The sequence below is a fragment of the Limosilactobacillus urinaemulieris genome (assembly GCF_932750685.1).
Taxonomy (GTDB): Bacteria; Bacillota; Bacilli; order Lactobacillales; family Lactobacillaceae; genus Limosilactobacillus; species Limosilactobacillus urinaemulieris.
On the sequence record NZ_CAKOBX010000001.1, the window covers coordinates 237406 to 250864 of the forward strand.

At 41.4% G+C, this 13459-nt stretch carries 14 protein-coding genes and 1 other RNA gene; all 15 read right to left on the bottom strand.

Features of this window, described 5'->3' with window-relative positions; genetic code table 11:
• Positions 1-138: 138 nt before the first annotated feature.
• The 15 genes from galE to ffs all read right to left on the bottom strand — a co-directional run bounded on the left by galE (position 139) and on the right by ffs (position 13439).
• Positions 139-1134, bottom strand: coding sequence for a UDP-glucose 4-epimerase GalE (galE, locus tag MR181_RS01070; protein ID WP_191911940.1), 996 nt, complete (start codon positions 1132-1134; stop codon positions 139-141).
• 135 nt (positions 1135-1269) lie between these two features.
• Complete coding sequence (locus MR181_RS01075) at positions 1270-2235, bottom strand: Ppx/GppA family phosphatase (protein ID WP_242333858.1); 966 nt, start codon at positions 2233-2235, stop codon at positions 1270-1272.
• The gene (locus MR181_RS01080) at positions 2228-4480 is read right to left on the bottom strand and encodes an RNA degradosome polyphosphate kinase (protein ID WP_242333862.1); all 2253 of its coding nucleotides are present in this window, start codon (positions 4478-4480) and stop codon (positions 2228-2230) included. The genes MR181_RS01075 and MR181_RS01080 overlap by 8 nt, the downstream gene beginning before the upstream one ends.
• A 1-nt stretch (position 4481) precedes the next feature.
• On the bottom strand, positions 4482-5999 hold the full coding sequence (locus tag MR181_RS01085) for an exopolyphosphatase (protein ID WP_242333865.1): 1518 nt from the start codon (positions 5997-5999) through the stop codon (positions 4482-4484).
• Between the two features lie 147 nt (positions 6000-6146).
• On the bottom strand, positions 6147-6902 hold the full coding sequence (locus MR181_RS01090) for an acyl-[acyl-carrier-protein] thioesterase (RefSeq protein WP_242333869.1): 756 nt from the start codon (positions 6900-6902) through the stop codon (positions 6147-6149).
• Positions 6903-6910: 8 nt separating this feature from the next.
• Positions 6911-7777 (bottom strand): 16S rRNA (cytidine(1402)-2'-O)-methyltransferase, encoded by an 867-nt coding sequence (gene rsmI, locus MR181_RS01095; RefSeq protein WP_242333871.1) that lies wholly within the window; start codon positions 7775-7777, stop codon positions 6911-6913.
• A gap of 10 nt (positions 7778-7787) precedes the next feature.
• Complete coding sequence (locus MR181_RS01100) at positions 7788-8141, bottom strand: DNA replication initiation control protein YabA (RefSeq protein WP_191911945.1); 354 nt, start codon at positions 8139-8141, stop codon at positions 7788-7790.
• Between the two features lie 13 nt (positions 8142-8154).
• The gene (gene holB / locus MR181_RS01105; RefSeq protein ID WP_242333874.1) at positions 8155-9159 is read right to left on the bottom strand and encodes a DNA polymerase III subunit delta'; all 1005 of its coding nucleotides are present in this window, start codon (positions 9157-9159) and stop codon (positions 8155-8157) included.
• A gap of 18 nt (positions 9160-9177) precedes the next feature.
• Positions 9178-9501, bottom strand: a complete 324-nt coding sequence (locus tag MR181_RS01110) for a cyclic-di-AMP receptor (RefSeq protein WP_102168639.1) — start codon at positions 9499-9501, stop codon at positions 9178-9180.
• Positions 9502-9532: 31 nt separating this feature from the next.
• Positions 9533-10174, bottom strand: coding sequence for a dTMP kinase (gene tmk, locus MR181_RS01115; protein WP_242333877.1), 642 nt, complete (start codon positions 10172-10174; stop codon positions 9533-9535).
• Between the two features lie 11 nt (positions 10175-10185).
• Positions 10186-10437, bottom strand: coding sequence for a YaaL family protein (locus tag MR181_RS01120; RefSeq protein WP_242333880.1), 252 nt, complete (start codon positions 10435-10437; stop codon positions 10186-10188).
• 3 nt (positions 10438-10440) lie between these two features.
• Positions 10441-11040 carry a recombination mediator RecR gene (recR, locus tag MR181_RS01125; protein ID WP_003717549.1) on the bottom strand — a complete coding sequence of 200 codons (600 nt, stop codon included), beginning with the start codon at positions 11038-11040 and terminating at the stop codon, positions 10441-10443.
• A 2-nt stretch (positions 11041-11042) separates the two neighbouring features.
• A complete protein-coding gene (locus tag MR181_RS01130; protein WP_003717548.1) occupies positions 11043-11351 on the bottom strand; it encodes a YbaB/EbfC family nucleoid-associated protein in 309 nt (102 codons plus the stop codon).
• Positions 11352-11367: 16 nt separating this feature from the next.
• Positions 11368-13194 carry a DNA polymerase III subunit gamma/tau gene (dnaX, locus tag MR181_RS01135; RefSeq protein WP_242333883.1) on the bottom strand — a complete coding sequence of 609 codons (1827 nt, stop codon included), beginning with the start codon at positions 13192-13194 and terminating at the stop codon, positions 11368-11370.
• A gap of 158 nt (positions 13195-13352) precedes the next feature.
• Positions 13353-13439: signal recognition particle sRNA small type (gene ffs, locus MR181_RS01140), an RNA gene on the bottom strand.
• Positions 13440-13459 lie beyond the last annotated feature (20 nt).

The following is a 13459-nucleotide window of genomic DNA, read 5'->3' on the forward strand; positions in this document are numbered from 1 at the left end:
TCATCTAACATCTTATCACACCAACCACTTTTTGCATTAATTTAGGCCAAAATAAAAAGCAGCGTTTAGCTAAACTCCCCCTGCTAAACGTTACTTTTTGAAGGTTTATTATTATGAATACATTCTAAACTTTTCTAATTAGTCGCGGTCATCATAGCCCTTTGGGTGAGTTGAATGCCACTTCCATGCTGTTGCGATAATGTCATGAACATCATCGTATTTTGGATCCCAGCCAAGAACGTTCCGGGCCTTGTCACTAGCGGCAACTAATGAATCAGGGTCTCCTGGACGCCGTGGAGCAATCTTTGCGGGAATTGGTTCGCCAGTAACTTCTCGAGCTGCTTCAAGCATTTGCTTATTAGAGAATCCGGTTGAGGAACCTAAGTTAAAGGCATTACTTTCATTGCCAGCTTCAAGGTACTTAATTGCTAAAATGTGGGCATCAGCCAAGTCCATAACATGAACATAGTCACGAACATTGGTCCCGTCTGGTGTGTTGTAGTCGTCACCAAAGATACTCAACTCGTCACGCTTACCTTGAGCAACTTGCAAAATAATTGGAACTAGGTGGGTTTCAGGGCCGTGATCTTCACCAATGGTTCCGTCTGGTGCGGCACCGGCAACGTTGAAGTACCGAAGAGCAACAAACTTAATTCCGTAAGCCTTGTCAGCCCAGTGCATCATCTTCTCCATCATCAGCTTACTCAAACCATACGGGTTAATTGGATTTTGTGGATCCGTTTCCTTAATTGGCATATGCTCTGGAACGCCATAGGTAGCAGCGGTAGAGCTAAAGACAATGTACTTAATATTGTGATCACGCATTGCTTCAAGCAAGGTAATCATCCCACCAGTATTGTTATCAAAGTACTTCAATGGCTTGCTCATTGATTCGGGAACAATTGAGAAAGCAGCGAAGTGTACAACTGCTTCAATGTTTTCATTATCAAAGATCTTGTCCAAGAACTTCCGGTCGCGAATATCCCCTTCGTAAAATTTAGCCTTAGGGTTAATTGCGTCACGGTGACCTGTAGAAAGATTATCAGCAACAACAACATCTTGCCCATGTTCTACTAAATCCTTAACCATGTGTGAACCGATATAACCGGCACCACCAGCAACTAAAATTGCCATGTTGTTTCCTCCTTATCCGACAACATCTGCTAATACCAGACTGTCTACTAATTCCTTGTTCAAATACGATTGTAGCACTTTTATAATTGGCCGTTTAGTAAAATTAAGTAAAATTTTAGTGAATAGTGTAACCGATTACAGGGTGATTAAATTTTCTAAGCTGGTTTCATGTTCAAGATACCGAAATAGTAATCCTTCACGAAGACCACTATCACTAAATTGGATTTGTTGAATTTGCTGCTGACGAACAATACTCATTAATGGCAATAGACCACCTACAATAACATCAGCCCGTTCCTTGTTAACGCCACGAATCTTAGCCCGTTCACTTCGCGAGCTTCTTAATAGCTGCTGCATAATTGTGGATGCCTCATCGGGACTCATCGTTAACCCGTGGACTGGTGCGACCCGACTTGAATTAACTGCTTGTTGCCAACGGAAAATTTTTGCCAATGCTCGGTTACAGCCCCCTAGTGCAACCAGTTCACCATGGCGAATACGATTTAGCCATAACTCCTTACTTAGGACCTGATCAACTTTCACAATCGCGTTAAACAGGTTGAGAGCACTAACTTGATCCCCAAGTCCATACCGTTGCGAAAGTAAAACTGAACCGAGTGGGATACTTACTACTTCTTCAGCCTGCCCGTCATTAACCAGGATAATCTCCATACTAGCACCACCGGTATCTAGGATGGCACCATTTTTCAGGGCTAAAGTATGACTAACCCCGATATAATCAAGGTAGGCCTCCTGTTCACCGGAAATCACGTGAATTACAAAGCCAGTTTTTTTCTGAACTTGCTGTAAAAAATCACTTTGATTCTGTGCCTGACGAACCGCTGCTGTCGCTACAGCAAGAATTTTTAGATGCTTATATTGATCACAAATCTGGCGAAATTCGGTAAGCGCTCTTAGCGTTCGTTTAATTGGTTCCGGTTTTAAAATCTTTTCTGGTCCCATATCTGATGAAAGACGAACATATCGTTTCTCGTACTGTTTTGTCTGGTATGAACCATCAAGGTTAATCTGATCAATCTTTAAGCGGACAGAGTTAGAACCAAGATCGATGATTGCTAGGTATTGAGAGTCCTTACTCATGGTGTTCACCCTTTCGTGAATCAAGGTGGAGACTTGGAACGTGGCGACTTAACGTTTCAAAGACATTTGAAAAATGACGTTTCGACTTTTCTTGGCGTTTCGTTTGTTTGCTTTCAACATTTGCCCGTTGAACAAAGAATTCTTGTGCATTAAATGGCTCTTCACCACGATTATCAATCCGCTCATAGTGATCGCCAACAAGGATCCGGGCCTTGACGTTATCCTTCCACATATCGTCAAGGATTGAAATTGCCTTGGCCTTTGTATCTGCCTGTTCTACTGGATAAAGTTCCTCAACCCGCCGATTAAGGTTGCGGGTCATCATATCAGCACTTGAAAGGTAAATTTCTTCATTACCGTTACCTTCAAAGTAGTAAATCCGGGAGTGTTCAAGGAACCGACCAACAATTGAGTGAACCTCAATATTCCCGTGCAGCTCCGGCAAATCATTCCGCAAACAGGTAATTCCCCGAATAATCAGCTGAATCTTAACTCCCTTAGATGCTGCTTCATACAGGTGTGCAATAATTTGTTTATCCGAAAGTGAATTCATCTTCATTCGAATCAAGGCTGGATTGCCGCTCTCAGCAATTTTAATTTGTTGATCAATCTTCTGGTTAATAAAGTTCCGAATTCCGTTTGGCGAAACACGAATCTTATTGAAGTATGGTGGCCGAGCAAACCCGGATAACATGTTAAAGAGGTTTGTCATATCCATCCCAATTTCCTGATCACAGGTAAGAAGCCCCATGTCAGTATAGAAATGGGCAGTCACATCATTATAGTTCCCAGTCCCCAGGTGCATGTAACGACGAAGACCATCCTCATCGCGCCGAATAACCAGAGCAACCTTACAGTGTGTTTTAAGGCCGACAAGTCCATAAATTACGTGACAGCCCATTTGCTCTAATCGTTGAGCCCACCGAACGTTGTTTTGTTCATCAAACCGAGCCTTAACTTCTACCAGGACAGTTACTTGTTTTCCTCGTTGAGCAGCCATCCCTAAATACTTAATAATCGGTGAATTTCCAGATACCCGGTAAAGGGTCATCTTGATCGCAAGGACTTCTGGATCAAGGGCCGCCTGGTGAATAAAGTTAACTACTGATTGAAAACTATCATACGGGTGCTGCATTAAATAATCGTGCTTCCGGATAGCAGCAAAAATATTATGTTCCATGTCTAAAGCAGGGTTTTGATAAGCATGGAATGGTGGGAAGCGGAGATCGTCATGCCCATCAACCATCCCCGAAAGCTTCTTCAAGAAGGTTAAATCTACTGGACCATTTACCCGGTAAATTGAACGTTCATTCACGTGTAGGTTGTCAATCAGCTGATCTTCTAGCCACTCATCAATCGAGTTTTCTACTTCAAGCCGCATTACTTCACCGTGTTCCCGTTCACGTAACTGGTGCTTAACGGCTCGTAATAGGTCAGAAGTATCTTCTTCTGCCACATCCAAGTCCATATCCCGCATTACTCGGTAAGTTGCTGAAGCTAAAATTTGATAACCAGGAAAAAGCTGCCCAAGGAACCGTTTAATCACTTCATCAATTAAAATAAAGTTATTCTCTCCCGGCAAACGAACTAGCCGCTTGTAAATAGATGGAACACGAACGGTAGCAAATTTAATGTCCGATTCCCGGCTATCATCGTGAGGTTCAAGCTGGCGACTCTTAACTTCCTGATCGCCTTCAAGGATTTCCTGTTCCTGGACAGCTTTCTTTTGCTTTGGATCCCGCCGTAATTGAATAGCAATGTTAAGTGAATTGTTAGCAATAAACGGGAATGGCCGTGATGTATCGTCAGCCATCGGTGTTAATACTGGCATTAGTTCATCACTAAAGTACCGCCGAATAAATTCCTTTTGCCGATCATCTAAATCAGCTAGTTGCATGATCTTAATATGGTGTTGTTTTAGGTCAGGAATAATTTGCTTGTTGTAGACTTCGTAGCGTTCCTTTACCATTTCATGTTCTTTCTTATTAACAGCCGTTAACTGCTCCTCAGGTGTCATTCCTGATGCATCCGTCGTCGTTACATTAGCAGCTGCCAATTTATGAAGTGACGCAACCCGTACCATGAAGAATTCATCAACGTTACTTTGGGTAATTCCTAAGAAATTTGCCCGTTCAAGAAGCGGGTTACTAGTATCGGTTGCTTCTTGAAGAACCCGACCATTAAAATCGATCCAACTAAGTTCCCGGTTAACGTAATTTTGTGGTTTATAAAATTCCTTGTACATTTTACCGCCCCTCTTTTTCCTTTAACACCGGTTTAATACCAAAGACATCACCAAATAGTTGCGACTTATGACTAAATGACCAGCTTTCTAGCACTAAATCATCTGAGCTAGTCGCTTTGATAATTAATCGGCCGTTCTTTAACTTCAACTGAATTCGACTAATCTTCTGCTGCCGTGAATCATCTAAGGAATCAACTAACCTTAAGATTGCTGCTAACTTAGCAACTGGCAATTGAATATCTTCGTCCAGATGACGATAATGTGACTGATTGATGGTTGGACTTTCCGTACTGTGATAACGGGCAACCTCAGCAATAATCAAGTTATCTTCATCTGAAAGCCCGATCATCGGGTTAGCCTCCAAGATATATGCTGAATGGCGATAGTGGCCTTGTTGATTTATAAAATTCCCAATATCATCAACCTTAGTTGCCACTTCCAACAGCAACCGATAATGGTTACTTAACCGGTGAATTGGTCGTAATTCGTCAAAGAATTGGAGCGCATACTTCTTAACAAAGTCTGCATGAGCAAAGTCAATTCCATACCGTTTAGCAATATTATCTGCAGATGTCCGGATCATATTATTTACGGTAGCTTGAGAAACGTCATTATCTGTCGCAATCCCGTTTGCAATCCCATCCATAATTGAAAGGTTGGTAACGTAAAGGCTTGACGGGTTAATCAATTCTGACATTCGAGCAATTACCAAATAGTTCGGTAAAATATATTCATCTTGTGCCTCTGCCAGATCAATATCATTGTTGTACATATACCGATCTTGAGGAATCAGTAGGTGATTAAACGTTTCCCGAAACTTTTTCCGATCAATTTCACCAATCTTTTGGTGTTTATCTACATAGTGTTTTGCTAACGACGGTGCATTCTGGACAATCATCGTTGTCTTCTGCTGTTGTGTTAGTTCAGGCGCTAAGTAACCAAGCTTACTACCAATATAATCCTGAATAATTTCTGTTGGATTAGTCGTTGTTTGTCGCAGCTGGTTAACTAAGCGGTGAATCTGGGCACCACCAAGATCAATTTCCCATGAAGTTTCAAAGTTACCATGGTGGAAGAATGCCAATGTTGAGCTGTCTAAACCAATACTCAAAATATACAAACAGTGTTTACTGAGCTTCTTAAATTCTGGTAACTGATCAACAATATAACTCATTGACTGGGCCATTAATTGATTATTATTCAGCCACTCAATTTTTAGCCCTGTACGAACCTTTAGCTGGTCAGCAACATAACTAGCAGTGACACTATCCATGTCTTCATAGGCACCATAGAATCTAATATTATCAACTTGATAATCACTGATTAGTTCCTTAAATCCTTCTATATTATCAGTAATCGCTGCCATATTTTTACGATAATTAGCGGTTTTATCATCTTCACCGATATCAAATAACCCTGAACGGACGTCATTAATTACTTTAAGGCTTGGGAGCTCAATAATCCGTAAGAAAATCTGGTCCGGTTGTAAATAAATTACTGCCGTCAACGAATTTTTCATTCTAATCACCCCTCAATGTTTTTCCACTTTAAGTCTACCATTAATGAACAAAAAGAGAGTGCTAAAAAGGGTTCAGAAAAAACAAAATGTCTTTTCTGAACCCTTTTTTAGTACAGTAGTTTTCGAACGGCTTAATTCGACAATTTTTTAACTTAACCAGCCAAACTCAGCCATTGTACAAAGTGTACCGTTACTTTTAATCTGGTGAAGACTAGTATGCGGATCTGCCATCGTGAATTCACTAATAATATCGTGGTCGGCACGAACTTCTTGGTGGTATTGAATTGAAAATGACTTTAATTGGTGAGTCGTTAAAAATTCCTCACCAAGCGGATCTAAAAGCCAATCAAAGTAACGAGCATTATTAACATGTCGATTAGCATCTAAATCAAAATAGCGAACATGATATTGTTTTTCTGATAATAGTGCATCTTCTGCAATCGGCTTAGGGCGCTTGCCCCGTGATACCCGCTTAACTTTTGGCGCTTGATAAGCTGCAATTACCTTTTCAGGAATCTGCTCCATCTTTCGACTAGTTAAATTCATAAATACTAGTAACGCTTGTACATGAGCATATTCTTTTTGACTATCCTTATCACGAACCCAAAACTCACGGGTAGCGAAAAAACGGTTATATCCTGTTGCTCGTGTCCCCAGAATAACAGTGTCACCACTTCTCAAAGATTGAAGATCAAGCTTCCCTTCAAAATTCACAAAGACCCACGAGCCACCTGTCGATTGAACAACTTCCTGATTTAATCCTAGTTTGTTGCTTTGTTCATCAGCAACAACAGAGAGCATGCTCATTACCATACTCAAAGTAGGGTGATCTAATTCATCACACTCATAGTAAGTTAGTTGATGTGGAATTTCATATTCTTGTGCTGATTGTTTTAATTCCATTTTTACTCCTAAATATTATGGTACTGCTTATAGAGTTCCTGACGGTTTAGCTTATTCTTCTTGGCAACCAATTTAATTGCTTCATTAGTGGATAACCCTTCACTAATTTTCTGGTCAACCTGTTCAATTGGCGTTCCAGTCTCATTATTTTGAACCTCTTCGTCAGGATGAGGATTCCCTGCTATTAACACAACATATTCCCCTCGTGGCTGGTGTTCATCATAAAAAGCAGTTATCTCAGCTAAGCTTCCCCGACTAAACTCCTCATACCGTTTAGTCAATTCACGAGCTAAAACGGCTTGTCGATCGTCACCAAAAACCTCAGCCATCACTTTAAGAGTTTTCTTCAACCGATGGGGTGCTTCATAGAAGATCATGGTCTCTGAACGATTCCGTAATTGTTCTAATTCCTGAACTTGCTGTTGGTGCTTCCGTTCAAGAAAACCATAAAAGTAAAACGGCTGGGGAACGAGACCGGAGGCAATTAATGCGGTCAAGCCGGCGTTAGCACCTGGCAATGGCACAACCGGGATCCTCTCTTTTACTGCTGCTGCAACTAATTCTTTTCCGGGATCAGAAATTGATGGCATCCCCGCATCACTACATTGAGCAATCGTAATTCCAGCTTTTAACTTACCAATTAATTCTGGAATCCGTTGTTCTGTATTATGTTCGTGGAAACTAATCTCAGGCGTGTGAATATCAAAATGGTTTAATAATTGTTGAGTATGCCGCGTATCCTCAGCTGCAATCAAGTCAGCCTCCGTTAGCACCTTAACTGCCCGAAATGTCATATCGTCCAAGTTGCCGATCGGTGTTGGTACAAGGTATAACGTTCCCGAATCCTGATTTTGAAAACTACTAACTTGTTGCATTTTCCTCTCCCTACTTAATTGTTGGCTGATCATGACCAAAAATCGTGTCTAAGCAAAAAGTACACGATTCATTCTGCTCAAGCCGCTTACCAAAGTATTCACTGCAAACATGAAAACCCTGCTGGTACAACTTTTTTAAGTTTTCCCGTGAACCGGAAAGGTGATCATCATCATGCTTTTGTTGATGCATCTTCTTTAGCATCGTTCGTAAATGATCATTTTCAATTGAAAGTTCAGCATTAGTTTCCATTAATTCTGTCACCTGGGCCTGGAGCTGTTCCATATTAGCAACTAGGTCATGTGTTTGCTTAGTTACCTGAGCGAAGCGATCATAAATATTACTTGGATTACTATGTTCACTCATTGTGATTATCCTCCTATGCCGAAAGTGCTTGAGCAATTTTGATGGTTAACTGTTCTGCAACGTTCTGAAATGCCATGTTTTGGTCTAAAAGGTGTCGACTAGCCAATGTTTCCTGACTAATTTCCAACAATGTCTGTACAGAATATTGTTGAGCGGTTGTTGTTAGGAGTTCTTGATCCTGTAAAAAGTGCAGATCCTCTTCAGCAGTCATTCCGTTTGCAACCAGTAAAGTATCTCGCCAAATTAATGCCATGAGATCGAGAATCAGCTGCTGCTTCTCACGATCAGTTGCTAACTTAACGATCTCTGTTTGAACATCAACGAAGCCTAACATGTTTGCATTACTGATATGCCGGTACCACAATGAGATTACTGCAATTGCTTGCTTTAACCAGTCATCTTTTCGCCATTCCAGAATTTCGCTTACAGAATCAGTTAATCCGATAGCAACGCTTCGTTCTGTTCGGGGAATTTCTTGCTTAGCTAAAGCTTTTTCAAGCTCAGCCCGCGCTAATGGACGCAACTCAATTACTTGTGTCCGCGAACGGATTGTGGGTAACACTGCGCTCTTATTAGTGGTTAACATCAAAATATAAATTCCTGGACCCGGTTCTTCAATAAACTTTAACAAGCTATTGGCAGCATTATTCGTCATCTTTTCGGCATCATGAATCACAAAGAGCTTTTTATTTCCCTCAACAGCACTTTTAGTAAATTCATCCTTCAAGTGACGGATCTCATCAACCTTAATTTGCCGTCCCTCAGGTTTAGCAACGACCACATCAGGATGGTTGCCGCTTAAAATTCGCTGGCATTCTGGACAGGTAAGATCAGGCTCACCATTTTGTAAATGGAGACAGAAAAGCCGTAGTGCTAACCACATGGCCAATTGACTTTTTCCTGAACCGGTTGGACCAACAAAGAGGTAAGCATGCGCTAGTTCATGATTTTTTATTACCGTTTGCAATTGTTTAACAATTAAGGGCTGCAAACGTTCTGCCTGCAATTGGTCAGCCACTTCTTTTCACCTACTCAACTAAAACTTATGGAACTGCTCTACTGGCATTACAAAGACAGTTGCTCCACCAATTTGGACATTAACCGGAAAGGCAGAGCCACCTTCAACATCCATGTGCATTTGTGACGTAACATATTGTTCACGAGATTTAGCGTTCTTCTTAATAATATCAAGAACATCTTGAACGCGCTCATCTTCAATCCCGATCAAAAATGTTGCGTTCCCTTCACGGAGAAAGCCACCGGTTGTAGAAAGTTGAGTCATTTGGATATGGTTGTTGGCAAATGCTTTCCGAAGCCGATTACTGTCCTTGGATTGAACAATCGCAATTATCATTTTCATAATAAATCACCTTTCCTTAAATGCCACTGCCTTAAAATAAATCATTAAACTTTGCATGAATTGTTTGTTTAACATCGCTAATTACCTTAGGCAGCGACTGACTAGCATCAATCAACTTAATTCTTTCTGGATCTTCTCGTTGAAGACGAAGAAATGCTTCACGAACGGTTTTGTGGAAACTTAGCTGTTCTTCGTCTAACCGGTTAACTTGGTTGGCTCGGTGTTTAGCAATTCGCTGTAAACCTAACTTTGACTCAACATCCAAATAGATAGTTAAGTCAGGCAGCAACCCGTCAATTGCATACTGGTTAATTTGCCAAATCTTTTGCTCACCAAGATGGCGCCCAGCTCCCTGATAAGCAATTGAACTATCAACATAACGATCACAAAGAATTACTTTACCTGCTTTTAAGGCTGGCAAAATCTCCGAAACGATGTGCTGACGACGGGCAGCCGCAAATAATAACGCCTCCGTCCGGCCATCCATATCAGTGTTATGCTCGTCAAACAAGACCCGGCGAATCTGCTCAGAAATATGGTTGCCTCCAGGTTCACGCGTATACATTACTTTTTCATTGCCAAGCTGTTGCTCTAACTCGGCTTGAATTGCGGTAATTACACTTGTTTTTCCAGCACCATCCGGTCCTTCAAATGAAATAAATTTTCCTACCATTAATCCTCTTCCTAACGATCGATTACGCTCTGGTTTAGTTCACCATGTACTTTAAATTTGCGCGCAATTCGGTAAAGGTACAAATACTTTTGCTCTTGTAAGCGACTACGATAATGAAGTTCCGTACTTGCATTGGCCTCATAAACAGCTCGCTCGGTTTCCTTTGCGTGATCCCAGCTTGCCTTTGTTTCATAAATTAAGTTCAATAGTCGCTGGTCACGCTCTTGCTTTATCTCTTCTTGATTCCGACGATGAAAAAGCATTCGTTACATCTCCGTTCGTCCTTGAACAGCCTTAAACAGGGTTACTTCATCCGCATAATCAATATCAGCCCCGACAGAAAGTCCGTGGGCTAACCGCGTAACTTTAATTCCGGCAGGCTTAATCAATTTTGCAAGGTAACTAGCAGTTAGCTCACCATCCGATGAAGCGTTAGTTGCAATAATCACTTCTTTTATCTCATCGTCCTTTTTCAAGCGATCTAATAAGCTAGTAATATTAATATCCTCTGGGCCAGTTCCCGCAACGGGTGAAATCACACCATTTAAGACGTGATATAAGCCGTGATACTCATGCATTCGCTCCATTGCCATAACATCCTGTGACTGCTCAACTACAAGGATTTGTGAACGATCACGAGTCTTATCTTGACAAATTGGGCACGGATCATCTTCAGTAATGTTGCCGCAAATACTACAACTATGAAGATCGCGCTTGGCTGACAACAATGATTTAGCAAAGTTCGTAACATCATCGCCTTGCATCGTCAGTGTATAAAAAGCTAGCCGGGTAGCCGTCTTTTGACCGATACCCGGTAGTTTGGTGTAGCTTTCAATTAGCTTTGCTAGCGGTTCAGGATACTGCACTCTTACATCCCCAAGCCACGAGTGTACTTACCCAAAGTACTTTGGGTAGCATCGTTGACCTTCTTCATTCCATCATTAACGGCTGCCAATACAAGATCTGAAAGCATATCAATGTCATCAGGATCAACAGCTTCTGGCTTAATTTCCAAGTTAACCAACTTATTATCACCAGTAAAGGTTGCGGTTACCATGCCATCTGGTGCTTGACCAACAAATTGTTGCTTAGCAAGTTCTTCGTGTTCAGCCATCATTTTCTTTTGCATTTCTTTAGCTTGTTTTACCATTTGTTGCATGTTCATACCGTTCATCATAATTTATCATTCCCCTTTAATTATTTTCTACCTTAACAATATCACTGCCGAACAGCTCTTGGGCAGTCGTAACCAAATCTTTTTGCTCGTCCGACTTTGGTTGTGGTTCTTGAACCGTTACCGGAGCAGTTGAAACCGGCTCCTCTGCTGGTTCCTCAGCACTGGCTGCCGTAGGTTGAGAATTATCACTAGCAGGACGAGAAGTCCCTTTACCTAAACCATGACTTTGAATATACTCTTTCCGTATTTGCGGCCATTGATCCTTAGGGACAAACACAACTTTTCGTTGATCACCACTCAGGCGTTGAAGACCATCTTCCATCGCTTGAATTAAAGCTTGATCATCAGTTGCCTGCTGAAAAAGAAAAGCATAGTCAAACGCTACGATAATCCCATCCGGGCTGGCAGCCACAGGTTGAGAAACGTGTAAGAGCGATCGCTGGGGGACACTAAGCATATTCAGCATATCTCCCCAGAGTTCTTTCATTTTAGCAAGATCCTGACGCGTGGCTGCACCAAGAACTGGATAAATCTGGTGCAAATTGACACGGTTACTTCGTGATTTAACACGTGGCTGCTCTTTAACCGTTTTAGAAGGACTTTTTGCAACCGGCTTAATAGTTGTGGTTCCTTGTTGCTGAAGTTCTTTAACGGTTTGCTGAAGAGCTTGAACCTGTGCTTGAAGTTTATCAACTTCCGTTTGATTGGCTTCTTGATTAGCTTGAGTTGGCTTTGGCACGCTAGTAACAGGCTGATCTGCTTCCGGCTGAGATAGCTTAACTGTTAGAACCTCTAAATAGACATCTGGATGGGTCGTAAACCGCATTTCCATCTGAATATTATTTAGGTCATCAATCATTCGGTATAGCGTTGTTGACGAAGCTGCTTTACTTAGTTCTGTAAAGTCCTCATCTTTTAATCCCGTACTCTCAACCTTGACCAAATCAGGCGATTCCTGATACAAAAGGACATCTCGAATAAACGAGATTAAATCTTCAATAAATCGCTGACCATCTTTCCCTTCGCCGAGAATCTGCTTCATTGTTTCCAGCGCAGAGGCACTTTGACTTTGACAAACTTCCAAAAAGTACTTCTTTAGCAGCTGCTTAGTAACACTCCCAGTTACTAAAAGGGCATCATCGAGCTTAACCTGGTTATCACTGAAGGAGAGGACCTGATCCAGAATACTTAATGCATCCCGCATTCCACCTTCTGCAGCATTTGCAATCACCCATAACGCTTTTTCGTCATACTTCACCCTTTTCTGGTCCAAAATGTACTTCATGCGTTCAAATGAATCAGTAGCCGAAATACGACGGAAATCAAACCGCTGAACCCGAGAGATAATTGTAAGCGGAATCTTGTGCGGCTCAGTTGTTGCCAAAATAAAGATTACATTAGCAGGCGGTTCCTCCAGTGTCTTAAGTAAAGCATTAAACGCCCCTGTTGAGAGCATATGAACTTCATCAATAATGTAAACTTTATAGTCCGCTTGCGTTGGTGCATACTTCGCCTTATCGCGAATATCACGAATCTCCTCCACACCGTTATTCGATGCAGCATCAATTTCAATAACATCATTTAGTTGACCATTAGTAATTGCTTTACAAGTATCACACTCATTACATGGCTCACCATCTTGAGAATGATGACAATTAACAGCCTTGGCGAAAATCTTAGCCGCAGAAGTCTTCCCAGTCCCCCGTGGCCCAGCGAAGAGGTAGGCATGACTAATTTGGTGAGTAATAATGGCGTTTTTGAGCGTCCGGGTAACAACTTGTTGACCAACCATATCGTCAAACCGCTGTGGACGCCATACACGATATAATGCCTGGTAACTCATTAATCAGCTTCCTTTCCGTAATTTTAATGCTGCTTAATATTATACTAGCTTTTATCAAAAGAAAAATCATTTGAACTGAATTTAAGACAAATAAAATTTTCAATTATAAAATTAAAGAGGCCAGGAAATAAAATCCCAGCCTCACGGTTAATTTCTCAAAAAACTTAGAGCACAAGATACATCAAACTTAGTGCTGCTTCCTTCCGGACCTGACACGGTTCGTAAGCATACCCTTGCTCTAAGGCCTTACGGCAAATATCATCAT

Excerpts from the sequence above, each read along its gene's own strand:
- MR181_RS01080 (WP_242333862.1), bottom strand. The coding sequence starts at position 4,480 with ATGTACAAGGAATTTTATAAACCACAAAATTACGTTAACCGGGAACTT.
- MR181_RS01130 (WP_003717548.1), bottom strand. The coding sequence starts at position 11,351 with ATGATGAACGGTATGAACATGCAACAAATGGTAAAACAAGCTAAAGAA.
- dnaX (WP_242333883.1), bottom strand. The coding sequence starts at position 13,194 with ATGAGTTACCAGGCATTATATCGTGTATGGCGTCCACAGCGGTTTGAC.
- MR181_RS01100 (WP_191911945.1), bottom strand. The coding sequence starts at position 8,141 with ATGAGTGAACATAGTAATCCAAGTAATATTTATGATCGCTTCGCTCAG.
- MR181_RS01120 (WP_242333880.1), bottom strand. The coding sequence starts at position 10,437 with ATGCTTTTTCATCGTCGGAATCAAGAAGAGATAAAGCAAGAGCGTGAC.
- MR181_RS01090 (WP_242333869.1), bottom strand. The coding sequence starts at position 6,902 with ATGGAATTAAAACAATCAGCACAAGAATATGAAATTCCACATCAACTA.
- rsmI (WP_242333871.1), bottom strand. The coding sequence starts at position 7,777 with ATGCAACAAGTTAGTAGTTTTCAAAATCAGGATTCGGGAACGTTATAC.
- MR181_RS01085 (WP_242333865.1), bottom strand. The coding sequence starts at position 5,999 with ATGAAAAATTCGTTGACGGCAGTAATTTATTTACAACCGGACCAGATT.
- galE (WP_191911940.1), bottom strand. The coding sequence starts at position 1,134 with ATGGCAATTTTAGTTGCTGGTGGTGCCGGTTATATCGGTTCACACATG.
- MR181_RS01075 (WP_242333858.1), bottom strand. The coding sequence starts at position 2,235 with ATGAGTAAGGACTCTCAATACCTAGCAATCATCGATCTTGGTTCTAAC.
- tmk (WP_242333877.1), bottom strand. The coding sequence starts at position 10,174 with ATGGTAGGAAAATTTATTTCATTTGAAGGACCGGATGGTGCTGGAAAA.
- MR181_RS01110 (WP_102168639.1), bottom strand. The coding sequence starts at position 9,501 with ATGAAAATGATAATTGCGATTGTTCAATCCAAGGACAGTAATCGGCTT.